Raw genomic sequence first — 20,183 nt, 5'->3', positions numbered from 1 at the left:
AATCCACCACTCATCCGGATGATTTTTTGGTACATATTGAGTTCAATTTTATTGTGGGGTAGTACATGCGGGGATATTTTTTTTGCTAGGGTTTAGTGTCAGATAAAAATACTCCTGAGAAAAAATCAGTGTTTGTGATTTATTTTTATATGAAGTTCGCTTTGTGCTGTATGTATCCTTGGCTATAAAAATATTTAAATAATATACCCCATCTTTTTGTTGTGTTTTTTACGTTGTAACCAACATTTCATCGTTTTTTCATCAGGATTGTGTGGAAGTGGGGCGTTATATTCCCCAAATGCAGCAAGGCTTTATGATCCGGTAGTGAATGGATGCTGAATGTCTATGGTGATTTGTTGGGAACATATTTTTTCTAAAAGGGTAATTCAATATGAAAGCTCACTTAGCGACATCTGTTGTAGTTATTTTGACTTCGATTGGTGCATTTGCAAATCAGGGATCTGGTGTTGTCAATTTTCAGGGGACCGTTATCAACGCACCTTGCGGTATTGATCCAACATCTGTCGACCAGTCGATTGACTTTGGTCAGATTTCTAAATCTCATCTGGCAGCTGGCGGCACCTCTCTGCAGAAAAGTCTGGATATCAAACTGGTAAACTGTGACGTCAGCGCCCTTGCAACGAAAGGAGTTGCCGTCACGTTTAGCGGTAATACGGTGACAGGAACGGCCACTGAGCTGCTTACTGCCGGAACCACAAATACAGCGGTGGTGATTAACGGCTATGGCGCAGATATTATCTACGGATCCCCGACCGACAATATTAAGTTGAACGATGGTAATAACACACTGCATTTTACGTCATGGACCAAACAAGCCACTGGTATGGCTGTAGCGGAAGGTGACTTCAGTGCTGTGGCTAACTTCAACCTAACCTACCAATAAGACTTCTCAACGTAAGACGGGAATCAGAGGGCCTGGCTATGAGGGGATACAGAGGATGCCTGAGTCGTGTTATGTGGGGGGCTTCTCTCGGGCTGGTATTTTGTACCGCACTAGCCGCTCAGGCAGCCACGCCATCTTTCCCCACTCCGGGTATGTCAATACCGGACTATTGGGGGGAACCAAATGTGTGGTGGGATGGGAGAGCTACTTTTTCTGGGCAGGTGGTGGTACCGGCTTGTACCCTTGCAATGGAAGATGCTTGGCAGTCCGTGGATTTAGGGGAAACACCGGTTCGGGATTTGCAGGTGGCGTCAGCTGGACCTGAGAAGCATTTTCAACTCCGGCTGATGGATTGTGAGTTGGCTGGAACCGGTAAGTCAGTGCTGGCAGGTAGCCGTGTCCGCGTCACGTTTGATGGAGTCCAGGGCTCAGAACCTGACCATTTCCGGGTAGTTGGGCAGGCTACAGGGATCGATCTTCAGGTTATAGATAATCAAGGATACTCAGCCCGATCCGGAGAACCTTTGCCCGCACAGCCGCTATATGGCGATGGCCAGGGGCTTGAATACCGGCTGCGGGTGGTCCGTAACGGCCAACCGTTGAACGCTGGTAATTATTATGCTGCTCTGCGCTTTCGAGTGGAATATGAATAACATTATTGATTTTTATGTAGTAACCAAAATAAAAAAATAGTGTTAGTGCTGGGTAAATAAAATATTCAGCAGTTTGTGAATGACTGGCTATACCGCCAGGGGATTTTCTTACCTTGCGACAGATGGCGGACGAATGAAAATAATAAACAGTGCTTCTTTTATGACTGGAAAAATAACGACAGCAGTATTGATAGCTCTGTCTGTCGGAGACGTTTTCGCCGTGGATTTTAATACTGACGTATTGGATGCAGCAGACCGAAGAAATATCGATTTCTCTCGCTTTTCCCAGGCGGGTTACGTCATGCCCGGTCAGTACCAGTTGCAGATGATGGTGAATGGGCAAGCCATTGCGCCAACTCCCTTCATGGTCAGTTTTTCTGAGCGGGGTGACACGGTTGTCTCACAGGAAGACTCGTCTTTGCCGCAACCCTGCCTGACTCCAGAGATGATAGACAAGATGGGATTAACGGCTGATTCCCTGAAAAAAGTTGCCTGGTGGCAGGATGGGCAGTGTGCGGATTTTAGCTCCCTGCCGGGTGTGACCATCCGAGCGGATGTCTCCACTGGCAATCTGAATATCAATATGCCCCAGGCGTGGCTGGAATACTCCGACGCGACCTGGCTGCCACCATCCCGTTGGGACAGCGGTATTTCTGGTCTGCTACTGGATTACAATCTGAATGGTAACGTCACAAAACCGTCCCAAGGACAGCAGTCCCAGTCCCTGAGCTATAACGGTACCACCGGCGCAAACCTCGGAGCCTGGCGTCTGCGTGCTGACTATCAGGGTTACCTGAACCATACGACAGGAAGCAACATGGGAACGCAGAGCCAGTTCGACTGGAGCAGGTTCTACATGTACCGGGCAATACCTCGATGGCAGGCAAATCTCTCGCTGGGGGAAAACTACATCAATTCAGACATCTTCAGCACCTGGCGCTATACCGGAGCAAGCCTGGAGAGCGATGAACGGATGATTCCACCGAAACTGAGGGGCTATGCCCCTCAGGTTTCCGGAGTTGCTGATACCAATGCTCGGGTAGTGATTTCCCAGCAGGGCCGTATTCTTTATGACTCCACTGTTCCCGCCGGACCCTTCTCCATCCAGGATCTCGATAGCTCTGTGCGAGGGACTCTCGATGTGAAGGTGATTGAGCAAAATGGTCAGACTAAAACCTTTCAGGTGACTACCGCCTATGTCCCATACCTGACGCGTCCGGGTCAGATACGCTACAAGCTGGTCAGCGGCCGTTCACGCGGTCTGGATGCCCACGATACGGAAGGGCCGGTATTTGCTGGAGGAGAGGCCTCCTGGGGAATAAGCAACAGTTGGTCTTTGTACGGCGGGACGACAATTGCCGGGGACTATAACGCGCTCGCGGCAGGGGTGGGACATGATTTGAACCAGTTCGGCACGCTGTCGGCGGACGTCACACAGTCATTAGCTAAATTTTACGGTGTAGCCGGAGCCCCCCATGAGCGAATGCAGGGTAAGTCCTGGCGTCTGAGCTATTCCAAGCGCTTTGATGCACAAAATGCAGACATAACCTTTGCAGGTTATCGCTTCTCTGAACAGAACTACATGACGATGCAGCAGTATCTGGACGCCCGATACCGCAACGACTGGAGCGGGCGTGAGAAGGAATTTTATACCGTTACGCTGAACAAGAATATCGAGGATTATCAGACTTCAGTAAATCTGCAGTACAGCTACCAGACCTACTGGAATCAGGTATCGGAGAACTACTATACCCTGTCAGTGAACCGCTACTTTGAAGCATTCGGTTTTCGCAATGTGTCGGCCGGATTGACAGCGTCCCGCTCACAGTACCAGGGGCGGAGTAATGATTCAGTCTTCATGCGCCTGTCGATTCCGTGGGGAACGGGGAACGCAAGTTACGGTGGCAATCTCAGTGACGGCCGGTTCACCCAGACGGTGGGTTACAGTGACAAACTCAATAATGGACTGGACAGCTACAGCATCAATGCCGGGATAAATACTGGCGGAAACAGCGGGCAAGAGGATGGCGGGCAATTCAGCGGTTACTACAACCGCAACAGCCCTATAGCGAATCTGTCAGTGAATGCATCGACGGTACAGAACAGTTACAGCTCACTTGGAATAAACGTGGCTGGTGGGATGACCCTAACTGCGAAAGGCGCAGCACTCCATGCGGGGGGAATGAATGGAGGAACCCGATTGCTGGTTGATACCGATGGCGTTGCAGAGGTACCTGTCGATGGAGGGCGCGTTTATACCAACCAGTGGGGGATCGGGGTGGTGACGGATATCAGTAGCTACTATCGGAACACCACCTCGGTAGACCTTAATCGCCTGCCGGATGATATGGAGGCGACCCGTTCGGTAGTTGAATCGGCATTGACTGAAGGTGCGATTGGTTACCGAAAATTTGAGGTACTGAAGGGCGCGCGGGTGTTTGCGGTACTGAATCTGGCTGATAGCCGTAATCCACCGTTTGGTGCAGTTGTCACCAGTGCAAAAGGACGGGAACTTGGGATGGTGAGTGATGGTGGTCTGGCATGGCTGAGTGGGGTAAATCCCGGCGAGCGGCTTAATGTGAGCTGGGATGGCCAGACACAGTGTGCCGTAGACATCCCAACGGAGGTGGCTACTCAGCAGCAATTGCTGCTGCCATGCCAGACGGTGATGACGAAATGAAAAGAACAGACATACAGAGTACAGACGCGGAGATGAAGACAATATGTTAATGAAACAGGTATTCGTAGCGGCAGCGTGCCTGAGTACCGTGCAGATTGCGCATGGTGCCGTATCACTGGATCGTACTCGGGTGATTTATAACGGTGGTGACAAGTCTATGACACTGAACATTGCGAATGACAATAAACAGTTGCCATATCTGGCCCAGGCCTGGATTGAAAATGCGCAACAGGAAAAAATCACCGCGGGTCCTTTGGTAGCAACCCCTCCAGTTCAACGTCTGGAGCCTGGAGCCAAAAGCATGGTGCGTCTGATGTCCACGCAGGATATCAGCAGCTTGCCCCAGGATCGGGAATCCCTATTTTACTTTAATTTGCGTGAAATTCCTCCAAAAAGTGACAAGCCCAACGTGCTGCAGATAGCACTGCAAACCAAAATCAAGCTTTTCTATCGCCCGGCGGCGATCAAAGCGAAGCCCAATGAAGTGTGGCAGGACAAGCTAGTTCTAAACAAAGACGCTGGCGGCTGGCGTATAGAGAACCCGACCCCGTACTACGTGACGGTGATTGGTCTAGGGGGAAGTGAGAGGGGGGCTAAAGAAGGGCTGTTTGACGCAGTCATGCTGGCACCAAAGTCAACACAAACGGTGAAGGCCGGGGTATACGACTCGCCATGGCTAAGCTGGATTGATGACTACGGCGGCCGACCAGCCCTGCAATTCATGTGCGAAGGCGGCCGCTGCACGGCGCTGAAAAAATAATACCGTATTCAAGAGCAACCGTCGGTACCGGGGGAGAACAGATGAAAAAAATGACAACGGTGCTGGCAATGGCAGCGGTGGTTCTGGGGGCAGGAATAAACAGTGTAGACCTGCTTGCCGATGAGCTGCTAACCCGTCAGCAGGTGTCAGTGCCAGACACCCGGTCCCAACAGTGGATTAATGAGCGTAATGGCCATGATGGTGTACTTGAGGTGCACGGTGCGTTGTTATCGTCACCCTGTACGCTACAGACTAATGAGATAGCACTGCCGTTAGCAGCCTCAGTCACGGGAGAGCGAGTGCAAACTCTGCTGAGCCTGATGCTGACGGGGTGCGGTTATGGTGATGACCTGACGGTCATGAATGCGCCAGAGGCTCAACGTTCGGTCACCGTTCTGGGCTACAGCGCCCTGCTGACAGGGGACAAAGGAGGACAGCTGCAACCAGCCCAGCAGAGGCCAGCAATGGTACGGCGCGGCGGTTCGGTAACGTTAACCTGGCGACTGACTGACGCGCAGCGCCAGTTTCTTACCCCCCCTGTACTGGGCACGCTACTGCATCTGAGGCTGAACTATGAGTAAAGAAGAGCATATGTGGGAGATTCGTGGGGCGCGAGCCTTCGGGGTTATCCGGACGGTAATGCTGGGGATTATAATGATTTTGCCACTGGAGGTACGGGCTGACGTGATGTTTCAGGGCAATCTGCTGGACCGGCCCTGTAAAGTTGATCCGGCATCACAGATGCAGGACGTAACATTTCTGGATACCGCGACACCACTGTACTGGGTTTGGCCGGGGAAAAGCGCACTGAAAACGTTTCAGGTGACACTGGTTAACTGCTATGCCTCGACTGTCGGAAAAGTGGTGAAACTGACCTTCAGTGGCGCGGAAGAGCGGGCGCTACCGGGTTATCTGGCGACCACAGGAGCGAATGCAGGGCGTCTGGCAATTGGTTTTCTTGACACAGATGGCAGTACGTTACTAAGACTGGGAACCTCCCACCATAATGGTGCCGGTGATGTAGTGACAGGTAGCTCACTGACGCTGAAATTCAAAGCATTTGTACAGGCAACACCGGATGCCATTTCGAAAAAAAGTGTGGTACCGGGTGACTACAGCGCTACCGCAACCTTTGAAGTGAACTACCAGTGAGGAACAGACAATGACAGCAGTAAGATCTGGTATTTCAGCGGCAGTCATCGTGTTGACAGGGGGATTGTGCACTCTACCGGCGCTGGCGGATACGACGATTAACTTTCACGGTAACCTGGTTATTCCAGAGTGTGTTGTAAACAGCAATAACGATATTACTGTGGATTTCGGTGACGTGGATATCCAGGCGTTGCCAGTGTCCAACACGCTGTATGAATTACAGATGTTCTCCGTACCGTTGGAATGTCCGTATACCCAGGGTATTCCGAAGCTGGCAGTGACGGCAGTTTTAGCAACCGGCAGCCAGGCCCGGGACGGGACTATCAAAACCAGCAAAGACAATGAAGGCTTGGTGGTGTACTTGCGTGAACAAGATGGCATCACGCCAGTTCAGCTAAATTTAACCACCGGAACGGATATAAGTGGTTCAATATCCGGCAGCGGCACAAGCAGAACGCTGAGTCTGGGAGCCGGGATTGGTCAGATGAATGGTGTAAGCAAGCTGACGGCGGGTAGTTTTACGGCCACTGCGAGCCTGCAGGTGCGTTATGAATAATGCAGGGGAACCCTCTGGAATGAAAATATACTTATTACTGTTTACCGTGATGCTGGTATCAATGAGGCCGGTAAATGCGGAGGACGTAAATATCACCATTACTGGCGAGATTGTCATCCCACCATGTATTGTGAATAACGGTGGCAATATTGATGTCGATTTTGGCAGCGTGTCTGTGACGGATGTGACGAATGCACGAAATGTAAAAACCCTGAGTGTGCCAGTGACCTGTACATATTACCAGGGCACACCATACGTCCGGGTAAGAGGAACGCAGTTGAGCGGAGCCGCGAGCAATATTCTGGCAACTGACGTCAGTCGTTTCGGGATAGCCTTGTATCAGGGAACCAGTGCAGATCCTTCGGCAGCAATGATGCTGGGGGATGGACAATCCGGTAGTAACGGCAGTTATCTCGGTTACCCAATACAGTCAGGTTCTCTGTCTGGTGTCAATCAGGCCAACGGGCAGTTCACCTTCACAGCCGTACCTTTTCAGTTGGGTTCCACTTTGCTGGCCGCTGGGGCTTTTTCCGCATCGGCCAGTATGAGTATCAGTTATCAATAAAGGAATAATTTACGTGCCTATTTTAACCAGTATGCGTAACCTGTTTAAATACCTGGGACCCATCACACTTGCTGTCTTTTTTTCTTCATCTGCACACAGTGCAAATACATATTCATACCTGTGGAAAACCACTACATCCGCAACGGGAAGTCTGAATTATTCAGGGAACGCTTTTGGCATCATTAGCGGTCAAATTGACCAGCTCAACACGGGCACAATGTCTGTCGCATACGTAAGCTGCAGCAGACCTAGCGACGGTTGGGTGAATTTCGGTTCATCAGACTCTTGGGTATTTATTTCTACTTCAATCAACGTGGGTGGAAAATCAGTGCCACTGACAGTATCGACACCTGTTGGATACGTCAATGCAGGGACTATGAATGGGTACACTATTTTGGTCAGACGTGGTGGAATCAATGCGGGCCAGACATGGGGGGGGTGTTCCACAGTCGGTAGGACATACCCCATCAACTACATATATCCGAATATCGACATCACTATTGCTGCATCAGATATTCCCGTTGGATTATCGGCAGGAACTATTCCTATCCGCTTCGCATTTGCTGAATATTTTGGTGTTAACGCTTCAGATATAACGAAGTTTAATGATAGCCTTGCCTTTAATTACGCTACACTCGACGACATTCCCTACAACATTAACATACTAAATAAATGTTCACTGATATCGTCATCTGATATCACTATCGCACATGGTCAACAATCAATAGCGTTGGCCAATAATAGTGTGCAGTCTGCTATGGTGACAGTAAATTGCGATCAACCGGCGTCTGTCAGTCTCTCGCTAACCGCCATGACACCACCCACTAACAAATACACGGACGGGGTCGGAGTGGGTTTGGGGCATGGCTGGGATTCCTCTTTGACTGTCAGCAACAGCGGTATTTCTGATACATCATCATCAGGCATCGTCAATATCCCCTCAGGTAGTAGTAATTTAATGGTTACCTCAACGCTGAAAACCACTAACGTCGCTGCCGCAGGCCTGTTACAGGGAAGTGCAGTGCTCACTGCTACAATTCAATAAATAGTATTCAGGCCCACCTCCATGAAAGCAATATCGATTGCATTATGGAGGTGGGCACCCGGGGGTACCGGCTAGTACCAATATCAGTCATCAGTAAGGATAATCAAAATTAAAGATAAGCATGAGTCATATTCTGTTTCTGGGGCTTTTGGGTGCCTATCTCCTGTTAAATTCATGGATCTAATTACTATTATAAAAATTATGCGCGATGCAAAAGAATGTATAATTATTAGCATCAGCTGTTTTGTGTTCGTTGGTGTCCTTGCAACGTTTATGTTACCGCAAAAATGGACCAGTAAATTGGAATTATTACCCATCAGAAAAAACAGCATGTTGCCTGACTGCATCTTAATGCGACATAACCATCCTTACGGTCACCTTTAATGAGCAATTTTTAAAAGACCAAAAAAATAATTCTGATAGAATTAAAAAACATTAATTGTTATTAAGGATAACTATTAAATGATTTATTCGACTGGTGGCGTTACTTCTAATTATTTAACAAGAACGGTTTCTAACAGTAATGAAGCGCAGGATCAGCGCGTGAATAAACTGTCTGAGAAGGTCGTGTCTGTATTTAATCGAAGTAATAGCTTTCATGAGCTTCGGCAAGTGGCGGTTTTAAAGGATCCTAGGGAAATAGAGTCGCTAAATAATGAAGAAAAGAAACTGTTGCTTGCAGAGGTTATAAACAAGCTTGCTGTAAATGCAAGTCCAAAGGAAAATCCGGTGACGCACATAATAACCGGTCAAATGGGGGCAGGAAAGTCGACGGTTACGCATAATATTTCGGCAAAACTTGAAGGTGATTGTCTTATTATCGACTATGATGAACTCAAAAAGTACATACCGAGATATACAGAAGAAGCATCAAAGGGTTATCCAGGCACTGTACCTGGTTGTAAGGAAGCGGCGCGTTATCTGGTCGATGGTTTAAGGGAATATGGGCTCAATAATAGACTCAATATGGTAATTCAGGAGTCTATAAATAGTCGTGATGCAGAAATGCTTAAGCTGGTTGAGGCCTGCAAAGAAAACGGTTTTCGTGTTTCGCTAACTGTTCTTGCTGTCGATAAGGCTACCAGTAATATAGGGATACTCTCAAGATATGAATCTGCATTAAAAAATATAAATTCTGGGGAGCACACGCCTGGAGGAGCAAGGAGAACGCCTGCGACATATCATGAGGACGCCTATCAGAGCCTAACTAACCCGGCAAAGTTTGAAGAATTGGCATCGAATTTGGATGAAGTGATAGTTAGTGGTAGAAATGGACATTTGTATTATAAGTCTTTTTCCGGCTTTTCGTCAGAAGAAATTGTGAAGGCGATTGAGGCGGGAAGAAAAGATACTCAGAGTTGTCGCGTAGGGTTATTTGAAAACTTATCAAGAGTTGTTAATTTTAATTTAAATTACAGTAACCCAGAGTTGAGATAGTAAAATATCTGTGACCACTATATTTAACTGTAGTGGTCAACTAAAACTGGCCACTGCGAGACTGATAATTAATACGAAACCGTTAACTTGGTAATGGAAGTTGAGTTGTATATTTTATCTCCTCCATGGAAAAACTGGATGTTACATCACTCAACGGTAATGCATCTAATTAGTTGAATTGAGTTATAATGCCCGCTTTTGAGGTTTACTCATGGCCAGTGTTACCGTTCATTGGTAATGATTCCAATTAGTAGAACATGTGTTTTTCAAGAGAGGATGTTATTCGCTTCGGCGCGAGTTTTTTAAGGTGCGAATGACGGTGTTAATGCCGATTTTGAGCATCCTTGCGGTATCCCGGACACCGGCACCGTTGAATGCCATTTCGGTAATTTGTTCTTTGATACCGGGCTTGCGAGCTTCATAAGTATAGGTGAGCAGAAACACGCGGTGGCAATCCCGGTAACGGAATCGCTCATGTCCTTTCGGTTTTTTCCCATGACGATAAACCTGAGTAGACTGACAACGGGGACAATGAACGGTAACGCTGGCCATGAGTAAACCTCAAAAGCGGGCATTATAACTCAATTCAACTAATTAGATGCATTACTATCGTTTACTTGTTTTGTTTAATTTGATATTTATCTTTTTTTAGTTTGTTTTTTATTTTATTACTCTATCATATTTACTCGCATTACACATTAAGGGAGAGGGTATGTTGCGTTGTTCTGGAAATAATACAAGTAAAGGCATGTTGATTTCAGGCGAAACTTTAGTCCATAAACATAGAAGTAATGATTTAACAAATAAGCTTAAATCTGTCAGTAACTCTATTGAGAAATTATTGATTTCACATCCAGTGGATGTAAAGCACTCTAGGGTTCTCTTAAATAATTACAAGGAGGCTTTTATCGTTTCTCCTCATACTGTTGAATTTTGCGGTGGAACAGCGAACAATAAAACACCAGTTGACGCAAAATATATTTATGATTTTTATGGTGATGTCTCAAATAGAAAAGCGGGTAAAGTCCCTGCTGATTCGGCACATACTGCGGAATTTTATGGAAAAGCACGGCATGATACTTATTTCAATGATATTGAAAAAGCTAAGTCAGAAAGCCTATATGCTGCAAAAATAATTCGTAACCCTAAAGAGATTATTAATGTTATTAATCATATTTCCAATAGCTTGCATGGTATCCTTGCTAACTCGAAAAATGCAGGTGATATTGGCGTTAAATTTAATGAGTATCTCACCAGGGTTACCGGTAGAAACGGTCAATTTGGCAAGATATCTGGCGGAATCGAAGAAATAAATAGAATACTTTCTGATAAGAACTCTCTACCTTTAAGCTTTATCCAAAAAGTACTCCTGATCAAAACTTTTGGTGCATATGTTATTGATATTGCGTCAATCTCACCTGAGGAGCATAGTATATTATTGAAAGGTGTAACTAGCGAAAAAATAACAGCGGCTATCGAGAAATACAAACCTGAAGCATTGTTTTCCATAAGAGGTCGAAGTGCCATCATTTCGGAAGAAGTTAGGGAGGATATTGGTATCCTTGATAAGAATACGTATAAAACACTCTCTGATGCAGAACGTCACTTTCTTAAAATTGATGAGCTAGTTAGAAAACGTCCGTTGTTTCGAACTTTCATTAATGAAGTAAAGAATGGTGGTAAAGTAAAATCCCCGTTTATCAACCGTACCTTTGATGCGGATAATCCATTAATAGCCTCAATTTCGGGTAGCGCTGCCTGCATTATGGTTGGAGCAACGCTTCTGTATCCCGGACTAAATAATGATGATAAACTGTCTTTATCTAAAGCAGCTATTGCTTTTCTTGTCGGTGGTGGTTATCACTCTGCAACGGAAGTATTGAATGTTACATATCCGGAATTATCATTTAACAAGTTAGTCCGATCAGACGAATAATGGTTCTGTCGCTTCAATCAACTGGTCAGAAGTGTATAGATTATCCGTGGCGATTCAATGCCTATAATATTCAGGAGGCGTTTAATAAAGATATCTTTCCGTACATTGGTCGGTAGCCCGTCAACGAAATTAAGCCTCTGGTTCTGCTGAATGTACTGCGGCGAATGGAAAGTCGCGGCGCAACGGAGAAGGCTAAAAATGGTGAGTCTGGGCCGCCTCTTTTATCAATGGTTATGCAATTAAAAGACACAACATAGTCATCTTATCAAAGTGGTCAGGATGTGCTCATCACCTGGAACTACCGTCACACCCGCGTCATCAGTAATCGCGGCCTCGATGCAAAGCATGGTGTGATAACCATCGTCGGCCATATCAGCCATAGCGCGCGCACCTTCAAGCCAGGGGGTCCAGACGACCACACTGTCATTGTTGCCATTTACCACCTGAATGCAGCGCTTACCATCGTTGACGATGACCCTATCTTCTGGCTGGTGATAGATACGATCTATGGCACCATTCAACTCCAAAGCCCCCAGTTGTTGCCCTTTCTGAGGAATTAAAATACCGGTGTAAGGCTCCCCTAGCCCAGTCACGCTGACGTTCTCGGGGGCGCTGATTTGTAAATAGGAATGCAGAGCCGCATTGTAGATAATAGGAGTATTGCCGGTGTTGCGGGTGTTCAGTACCAGTGAGAGTGATTGGCCAACCAACACATCAAGCTCCAGTTCGAATCTATGGGGCCAGAGCGCATAAGTCGCGTCGTTATCACGCAGTGAGAGATGCACCAATGTGTTATCTTCGTGTTCTGAAACATCTTCAAGAGTCCACAGGGTGGTACGGGCAAAACCGTGTGCAGGTTTACCCAAGCCAACGCGGGAAGGTGAAGGACCAAACCAGGGCCAGCAAATCGGAATCCCTCCCCGGATAGGTTTACTGCCATCCAGCACAGCCTTGTCACTCAGCCAGATAGAGGGGCTGGCATTGTGGCGCTGGTAGCTCAACACCTGGGCGCCAAACAAGCTTATTTGGGCCCTTGCATAGTTATTATCAATAGAAAGCAGGGGTACTCCAGCTACATCGTGGCTGAGCGAGCAATGTGGAGGAAGCGTCTTTGTCAACGGCATGAGAACTCCTGTTCTCTTTGAGATTTATTGTTATAAGGCGGTTTTGTACAAGTGTAGCCAAAGCAGGGGGGGCTCATGTTTCAATGACGCCACAACCCCTTATTATCTCTGCGTTTATTGGTTAATTTAGAACGTCAGAATTGCTTGTGATTACCACCAGACTTCGGCCTGGGCACCAATTGTCCAGGTATCATCTTGAGGATCGCCATTGGCATTTTCACGGAATACGTCATCTTGTTGCAGATAGCTTGCAAAAATACGGATCTCCGGGCGTGCCCACCAGTCACTGCTTGGGGACCAGGCCTGAGCCAGCGTAATTTTAGAGCCATCCCCTGATTCGGAGGGTGACCCTTTCTCGGTCCAGCTATCTTTGAAGTAGCCGACTTCGAGGTAAGTCTTCATGTGCTGATTCCAGCGATATGAAGGACGAACGACGACCGAAAACGACTGCTTTTCATCAAAATCAGTGGTCTCCCGAGTATCGTTATCGAACTCGCTATAGTTGTTCGCTTTCGCATAAACAATCTGGTGGCCAATCTCAAAACCATTGCCTAATGTGATGGCGCCATGGTTGAGTAAGCGAAAACCATTACCGCCGCCCGAGGTCATTTCCAGGCCACTACCACTGCCATTACCATAATTGACAGCCTGTCCGCTCAAACCATCCTGAAAATATTGCACGGCCGTTTTATTCACCCCGCCCATGACATTCCAGACCACCTGTGCCGTGAGCATATGACCATCGGAAAGGTCATCAAGGTTGGCTTCCTGGGTGTCAGTAGGGTTGACGTGGGCAAAGTTATACCCCAGCTCTAACGTTGCATCCTGCCATACCGGAATGCCTGCATAACGAATATCAAAGGTATTTACGTTAACGTGCTCATCACCCATGGTATCGCCATCGCTATCGAGTTCATCGACTGGATCGTTGCGGATAATAGCCAGCGATAGCTTGCCTGGGCCTGCGTCGATTTGTTCAACCCCGACACCGGCACCAGAAATATCCCAGTAGGCGAAGTCGGTGAGATGCACATCGTGAATCTGGTAATAACGTTTCCCGGCCCAGAACGTTTCATTCGCACCAAACAGGTTTTTAGCCTTCACATTCGCCTGTCGCAATGCAAATTCGGCTTCATTGGTCGAAGCGGCTTCCCAGTCACGCTGCTGGCCAGATGACATTGTCATCATGGTATCAAAGGAGAAAGTCTTACCATCCTGGTTATAGACTTCCTCACCCAGGCTCATTTCCGCATAGGTATCCATTTCATTACCAAGACGCCCGACACGCTGTTTGCTCATGGTTTGCATATCACCATTATCAGATGAGCCGATGCCTGAACGTAAATAGCCATGGAAATCTAAAGATAAAACGGAGAAAGAAGCCAGGCTAGTGGCAACGATTGTAGCCAGCTTTAATTTTTTATTATTCATTAAAATATTCCTTTCACGGATGAGATGTTTGTTTTTGCCTTGTAGGGTAATTAACGGCTGAACGGTGTTGCTAAAAAAAGCGTCTCTGACGCAATGTGTAATAAAATAGATAGAGATAACTCAATAATGGAATTAAAAATCCATATGCCACACCAAAATTATCCGATGCTAACGCCTGGATGGAAGGTATAATGGCACCGCCAAATCCAGCCATTATCAGTACCGCAGAAGCAATGGGTGTTAATTTTGCTATAGTGTTATTGATAACTAGTGCGTATATTGCGGGGTAAATAACTGAGTTGGTCAACCCAATAAATAACAGCAAATAACCACTCTGCCTACTTGACCACAGTATAACGATAAGAATGATTATTGATGGCATGATGGTACAAACTGTCATCAGTTTGGTTAGTCTTATTTTATTTGCAACGCAGCCATACAATAGCCGACCAATCATGGCCCCAGCCCAATACAATGATATTAGTGAGGAAGCGCTTTTTATTGATAAGTTACCCAATGTCGATTCTGTCAGATAGATAACAGTGTTAACAGCAACGGAAACCTCGGCGCCGACATAACAAAATATACCCAGTACGCTCAAGGTAAATAATTTATTGCCGAAGAGTTCTTTGATGTCTTCAAGAAAATTCGATTTATGCTCTTTAGCAATCTCTACATCTGGCAGCTTTATCACATGAACCAGAAATATCAATCCGGTGACAAATACCAGCAGCATTCCATAGATGAGGGTTAGCTTCATGCTCTGTTCTTGCACAGAGAGTTGATAAAATCCCCCCAAAATTAATGCAGCAGATAACGGTGCAACAACAGTCCCAAATGAATTGATGGAAGATGCCAGACTCAACCGACCAGATACCGATGATGCGGTTCCTAATGCCGCGAGGTAAGGGTTTGCTACCACTTGCATTGCCACAACCGCCAATGCAATAAGCGACACCCCAGCACAAAGCATCGGGAAACTGTGGGCCTGATATGCAAGTATTATGATGCCACTGCCTAAGATAGCCAGCCAGTAAGCACTCTTAAGTGCGCCTTTATATCCGAATGTGGTAATTACTCTGCCAATAGGAATTGACGCTAATAATGGAACACAAAAAAATATCAATGATATAAAGCTAGAGCTTGTATTTGTCAGGGAGTAATGTTGTTTAATATAAGGGACGGAAACTGCTGTCAGTGCCGTGATTACACCCCATATAAAAAATGTTGCATTCAATATACACATTGAATAAAAATTGCTTTGTTTTTTCATGTTGCCGTCAATAAAACTTATAAAACATAGTTCAGATATAGAGGAGGCACACCTCCTCTATTAATGGCTTTTACTTGAGTAAGTAAGAGTTGATCTGACCCGGTGTCAATACTGAGATATCACCATCTTCTTCTTGTCCAAGCATATTGGCGGAGGATATGACTCTCATACCATTATCTGACTGTAGCTCACCAACCTTTATGGTGCTTTCTGTACTGTTGTACATTCTCAATAAATAATTACCATCGCGAGTTTTCAATAAAGTGCTGAATGCCGCTTCGGAATCTGTTAATTCACACAGACTGAAATGGTTCGGGACTTTGAAATTCAATGGGTTAGTATGGAAATAACTAATATTGAATTCACCCGTACGCGATAGCAACTGCTCGTGGTAATAACCATCTAACTTGGCGAAGTTGACATAATGATGTCGAATTGCATTAGCCTGATATGACTGACCAAGATGCAGTGCCAGATTAAACGACAGAGTTTTCAGCAGTTGGCTATCCGGCGTTGGGATAATCTTTTCTGCCAAACCGCTGGCACGACCTGGCCTGCGAGATAAATCAGGTAAACCAAAATGTCCACAACTGCGGAATAGCGTGATGGCGAGTGTGTCAAACTCGTCTCCAATGACCTGGTATTCTTTGCAACCGTGCGTCAGTACGCTGATGTAATGGTCGTCACCTATCAATGAAACATAGTTCAGCAACGGCGACGTGGTTGTAGGCTCTTCAACGAATCCTTTCTCACGCCAGTCTTTCAACTCAGCAGGTTGTGTCTCGCGCGATACCTCGAAGAAAGGTGTACCCGCACGGGAGAACAGGCTCGCTATCTGGCTATTGACCCGCATGCGCAGGCGATGGTTCTTGCTCTTATTATCAACCGTGATATTCAGACCGATAAGCTCAGAACCCTTCTTGAGTACCATTTCAATCACAAACGGCAGCGTTTGATCGGCTTTTTGTTCAGCACGGCTCTCAAGATTATCAGGTATTTGCCATTGCCCGCTCAGCGTCATTACCTGAGAGTGGGAATGCAGCACAACATCCACATCAGCTTTGTCGAGAGCCAGCGCGAGGCACCAATCCTGCTCTGGTGGACAGTGATCATAGTTATCACCAGCATCACCGTCATTCTCAAACGACAGGATATTGGTGAATGTTTTGCCAAGACGTAAATCTGTCAGCGCCAGTGCACCATCTTTCATCGCCACTTTATAGAAGGCATTCTCGATAACCTGATCGGGAGTGACCGTCGGCAGAGTTCGGCAATCAGATGCAATATTGTCATCAACTTCCAATACCTTGTAACCAAAGGCAGGAAGATGAATCTCAACTTCTATTTCAGTTAAGAAATAGTATTTATTTTTCTCATGAAGGCTTTCATCTTTACGCCAGATGCCACCATAGTCACGATTTTGATTAATCACGCAATACGGTACTTGCTCATTGTTATACCAAAGGCTGAAATCTTCACCTTTAGTGAATACGCGATATCTGGCAACCAGATTACTGTGTTCTGGTAGGCTATTGAGTACAATAAGCGGCGAACGACCGGCTGGAATATCACAGCTCAGCGCCAACTTGCGCAGCATGTAAACATGCGTGCTTTCAGCAAGTTCGTGCGCCATTTTCAGTCGTTCAAATATCCGGGCATTGGTTCGGTCTGTGTTGGTGCATACACTGTGTGTCTGAGCACGAGCAAGCAAACGCCAGATTTCGTCGATAAGACCCTGTTCCCAGGGCAACCCGAGTTTGTCGGCAATTGCCATCAACGGTTGTACGTTGTAGGTCATCAGACGTTCGATTTTATCGTGCAACTGTTTGATATCGTAACGTACTGAGTTAATCGACTTGTGTACACGTGAGTACTGAGTATCAAGGAATTCACCGTAATAAACCGGCAAGGTGTCTCCGCATACGGCTTGTAGACGCTCAAAATATTGATCAAAGGTCGTCTCAACGAAGTGGTATTCGTCTGATTCGGCATTATATTGAGCCAGCTTCTCTTTGAAATCAGGGCGGATTGGTGTTTGATCATTCCCCATGGTCAGCAGGAACTCTTCAAACGGCGACTTACTGGCGATCAACTCGAGCGGAGTCATGGCGTTTGTTTTGCATTCAGATGCCAGATCTTTAGACAGCAGTTTTCCGCTAAAAAATGGATCATAAGACCAACCGTAGCCATCGATCAGGACATTGGTAATCACCCGGCTATTGCCCGGCCCATTCCAGAAAAACTCTGTCGGCAATTTATGTTTGTCGCCCATACCACGGCGGAATGAAAATTTGGTGATACCGACACCGTTAAAAATTTGCGGGAAATCTACTGGATGACCAAAGCTGTCTGGCAGGTAAGACACCATGGAAGAGCCGCCAAGGCTATTGGCGTATTCAATCCCCAGACGAAGGTTGTTGATCATCGCCTCGCCACTGACAGCAAAGGTTTCTGTCTGTGTGTGCCATGGCCCAATAAACAGATGCTTTGCCTTGATTAAGGCTTCAATCCGGCTTCTGTCCTCCGGACAGACAGAAAGATAATCTTCAACAATGGCAGTCTGCCCATCCAGCAGAAAATGATCAACGGCCCCATTTTCCAGCATCGAAAGCGTTTCACGCATATGGTATACAAGCTGAACCTGGGACTCACGGTCCGTGAAATACCACTCGTTATCCCAGTGAGTTTGATAAACAACGTGGCCAAGCTTCTTCGTCATAATAATCGCCAAATAATTTGTATGGTATTGAGCCCTTTTCGACAGATCGGGGCAATCATCGCTAATTCTCAGAAATCCTGGTGCAATGGGGTTATCACTTATCCCCATACTCAACGGAGCCGGAGCCAGGATTTCTCATTGGATTACGTTACGTCGCTAAATTGTGTTGTACTTGATGACGGGGCTTAGCCCTGAGTCGCGATGTAATCTTCAAGCTTAATTCTCAGTCTATCGACGCTTGCGCCATAAATGGCTTGTACACCGCCTTCCAGCACCACTACTTCCATAGCACCCAACTTCATCCATAGCTTTTTATCGCTATTAACGATTTGGTGATCTTTCACCTCTATGCGCAGGCGAGTGAAGCAGTTGCCAACGGAGATAATGTTCTCTTTCCCGCCGAGTGCTTCGACGATCCTTGCAAACTTGGATTCATCACTACTAACCAGATTGCTCAGCGCACTCTCTTTCGCTGGTTCATCCGTTTCGCCATCCGGCTCGCGCCCCAACACAGTGATGTCAAACTTGACTATCAAATAGCGGAATACAGCGGCATAGACGGTGGTAATGCCCAGGCCAATGACAAACCACAGAGCCAGTTCCCACCAGCGCCCGAGCACGCCACCGACCTGGAGGATGCCGGAAGCAACCACGTTTACCAGACCAAACAATTTCCAGGTGAAGATCTGCTCGCCAAAGAGGGTGCTGAGTAGGTCTGGGATCATCGCAAATGTAGACAGCATCAACACATGCACGCCGTAGAGGATTGGTGATACCAGAACGAACATGAATTCCAGTGGCTCGGCAAAGCCGGTGAAGATAACGGCGGTAGCGGTACTGATGTACAACGCTTTTACTTTCTTGGTGCGCTTCTCTTTAGGAATGGAGAAGAACATGCCAATGGCGGCACCAGGCAGGGCAAAGAGACCCGTGATGTCCTGGGCATAGTAAATATTGCACATGTTCGGGGTATCGAAGACACGTTGTGCCATCGCCGGTTGCCCCTGGTTGACCAGGTTTACAATCTCATCCAGGCGTGCCGGGCAAACCTGCGCAACACCAATCAAATTAACCTGTTGCAGGGTTGAATAGAGTGTACCTCCGACCGGAGTGTATTCAAAAACATAGTTGGTAATGTGGTGCATGCCGATAGTTCGTAAACCGACTTCCAACAGTGTTTTCACAAATGGAACATAAAATGCTCCTGAGTTTTCTACTGCACGTGCAAGGTGATCCAGACCAGTCCCGATGATAGGCCAAACAACCATGACCACGAGTGCCAGCGCCAACGCATAGAAGAACGTCACCAGCACGGTAAAGCGTTGACCGTTGAAGAAATCCAGCCACATCGGCAGCCGTTCAAAGTTTTTGAATTTTTCCCACAGATGCGCCGAAAGCGCGCCCACGATGATGGCGCCGACCACGCCGACACGCATGGTCACCACGCCAAATACTGACTCAAAGAGTACGTGGTAATTAGGGTTCTTTTCAGGTGACAGCAGGTCAGTTGCGGTGACTAAACCCGCGACGTCTTTAAAGTGGCTGAAGTAGACGAGGGACAATTCACCTAAGAGCTTATTGAAGGTCAGGAAAAACAGACCAGCAATCACCACGACACCAGCTTGCTTTTCTTTTGTCAGGGCCGCGGCAACGCAAAGTGCAAAGAAGAATGGCAAATTACCCAATATCACCCAGCCTGCCAGGTTCATGTATTTCCCCATAAATGAGAAAAATGAACCGATTACTGGAACGCCGCCGAGTAGTGATTCGTTCATGCCGACAGAGCCAATTGCGATCATCATTGCCGCAAATGGCAAGACGAACGTGGCGGCATATAGCATTGATTTTGCGAAAAATTGCAACTTACCTAATAAAACCTTATTCATGTTAAGCTCCAGCAGGGAGTCTGCATTGAAAATATTGTTTTCTGCCCCAGTGGCTTGGGGCA

Annotated in this window: 17 protein-coding genes and 2 pseudogenes; 13 read left to right on the top strand and 6 right to left on the bottom strand. The window is 46.8% G+C overall.

The features are described 5' to 3' along the window. Positions 1–391 precede the first annotated feature (391 nt). The 11 genes from JO226_RS15510 (at position 392) to JO226_RS15465 (ending at position 9,752) form a co-directional block, all read left to right on the top strand. Entirely contained in the window at positions 392–904 is a 513-nt protein-coding gene (locus tag JO226_RS15510) for a fimbrial protein (protein WP_293602439.1), read from the top strand. Positions 905–975: 71 nt separating this feature from the next. Further along, entirely contained in the window at positions 976–1,557 is a 582-nt protein-coding gene (locus JO226_RS15505; protein ID WP_293602438.1) for a fimbrial protein, read from the top strand. A gap of 133 nt (positions 1,558–1,690) precedes the next feature. After that, positions 1,691–4,237: a fimbria/pilus outer membrane usher protein gene (locus JO226_RS15500; RefSeq protein ID WP_293602441.1), complete on the top strand. Its 2,547-nt coding sequence runs from the start codon at positions 1,691–1,693 to the stop codon at positions 4,235–4,237. A gap of 43 nt (positions 4,238–4,280) precedes the next feature. Continuing rightward, on the top strand, positions 4,281–4,997 hold the full coding sequence (locus JO226_RS15495) for a molecular chaperone (RefSeq protein WP_293602437.1): 717 nt from the start codon (positions 4,281–4,283) through the stop codon (positions 4,995–4,997). 41 nt (positions 4,998–5,038) lie between these two features. Further along, entirely contained in the window at positions 5,039–5,578 is a 540-nt protein-coding gene (locus tag JO226_RS15490; protein ID WP_293602436.1) for a pilus-assembly fibrillin subunit, read from the top strand. After that, a complete protein-coding gene (locus JO226_RS15485) occupies positions 5,571–6,149 on the top strand; it encodes a fimbrial protein (RefSeq protein WP_293602435.1) in 579 nt (192 codons plus the stop codon). Before JO226_RS15490 ends, JO226_RS15485 begins: the two co-directional genes overlap by 8 nt. Before the next feature lie 10 nt (positions 6,150–6,159). Continuing rightward, the gene (locus tag JO226_RS15480) at positions 6,160–6,705 is read left to right on the top strand and encodes a fimbrial protein (RefSeq protein ID WP_293602434.1); all 546 of its coding nucleotides are present in this window, start codon (positions 6,160–6,162) and stop codon (positions 6,703–6,705) included. After that, a complete protein-coding gene (locus tag JO226_RS15475) occupies positions 6,698–7,270 on the top strand; it encodes a fimbrial protein (RefSeq protein WP_293602433.1) in 573 nt (190 codons plus the stop codon). Before JO226_RS15480 ends, JO226_RS15475 begins: the two co-directional genes overlap by 8 nt. A gap of 13 nt (positions 7,271–7,283) precedes the next feature. Next, positions 7,284–8,315 carry a PapG chaperone-binding domain-containing protein gene (locus JO226_RS15470; RefSeq protein ID WP_293602432.1) on the top strand — a complete coding sequence of 344 codons (1,032 nt, stop codon included), beginning with the start codon at positions 7,284–7,286 and terminating at the stop codon, positions 8,313–8,315. A gap of 174 nt (positions 8,316–8,489) precedes the next feature. After that, positions 8,490–8,699: a Wzz/FepE/Etk N-terminal domain-containing protein gene (locus JO226_RS23340; protein ID WP_367273561.1), complete on the top strand. Its 210-nt coding sequence runs from the start codon at positions 8,490–8,492 to the stop codon at positions 8,697–8,699. Positions 8,700–8,777: 78 nt separating this feature from the next. Next, positions 8,778–9,752 carry a zeta toxin family protein gene (locus JO226_RS15465; protein WP_293602431.1) on the top strand — a complete coding sequence of 325 codons (975 nt, stop codon included), beginning with the start codon at positions 8,778–8,780 and terminating at the stop codon, positions 9,750–9,752. Positions 9,753–10,023: 271 nt separating this feature from the next. On the opposite strand, the pseudogene JO226_RS15460 reads toward JO226_RS15465, so the two are convergent. Then, positions 10,024–10,304, bottom strand: a pseudogene (locus tag JO226_RS15460) (IS1-like element transposase); the annotation flags it as partial. 160 nt (positions 10,305–10,464) lie between these two features. Between JO226_RS15460 and JO226_RS15455 the strand changes: the two are divergent. Then, a complete protein-coding gene (locus JO226_RS15455; RefSeq protein WP_293602430.1) occupies positions 10,465–11,688 on the top strand; it encodes a hypothetical protein in 1,224 nt (407 codons plus the stop codon). A gap of 53 nt (positions 11,689–11,741) precedes the next feature. Next, positions 11,742–11,885 (top strand): annotated as a pseudogene (locus JO226_RS15450) (integrase); the annotation flags it as partial. A 60-nt stretch (positions 11,886–11,945) separates the two neighbouring features. On the opposite strand, the gene JO226_RS15445 reads toward JO226_RS15450, so the two are convergent. From JO226_RS15445 to JO226_RS15425, 5 genes are all read right to left on the bottom strand, one after another. Continuing rightward, entirely contained in the window at positions 11,946–12,812 is an 867-nt protein-coding gene (locus JO226_RS15445) for a D-hexose-6-phosphate mutarotase (RefSeq protein ID WP_293602429.1), read from the bottom strand. Positions 12,813–12,962: 150 nt separating this feature from the next. After that, positions 12,963–14,243: a maltoporin LamB gene (lamB, locus tag JO226_RS15440; RefSeq protein ID WP_293602428.1), complete on the bottom strand. Its 1,281-nt coding sequence runs from the start codon at positions 14,241–14,243 to the stop codon at positions 12,963–12,965. Positions 14,244–14,313: 70 nt separating this feature from the next. Continuing rightward, entirely contained in the window at positions 14,314–15,516 is a 1,203-nt protein-coding gene (locus JO226_RS15435) for an MFS transporter (protein WP_293602427.1), read from the bottom strand. Between the two features lie 70 nt (positions 15,517–15,586). Continuing rightward, complete coding sequence (locus JO226_RS15430; RefSeq protein ID WP_293602426.1) at positions 15,587–18,235, bottom strand: glycoside hydrolase family 38 C-terminal domain-containing protein; 2,649 nt, start codon at positions 18,233–18,235, stop codon at positions 15,587–15,589. Positions 18,236–18,420: 185 nt separating this feature from the next. Beyond that, positions 18,421–20,121 carry a PTS transporter subunit EIIC gene (locus JO226_RS15425; RefSeq protein ID WP_293602425.1) on the bottom strand — a complete coding sequence of 567 codons (1,701 nt, stop codon included), beginning with the start codon at positions 20,119–20,121 and terminating at the stop codon, positions 18,421–18,423. Between the last annotated feature and the right edge of the window lie 62 nt (positions 20,122–20,183).

The sequence above is a fragment of the Pluralibacter sp. genome, assembly GCF_019237635.1.
Lineage (GTDB): Bacteria > Pseudomonadota > Gammaproteobacteria > Enterobacterales > Enterobacteriaceae > Enterobacter_B.
Note: the sequence above shows the minus strand (reverse complement) of the source record. Positions and strands in the feature narration are given on the sequence as shown.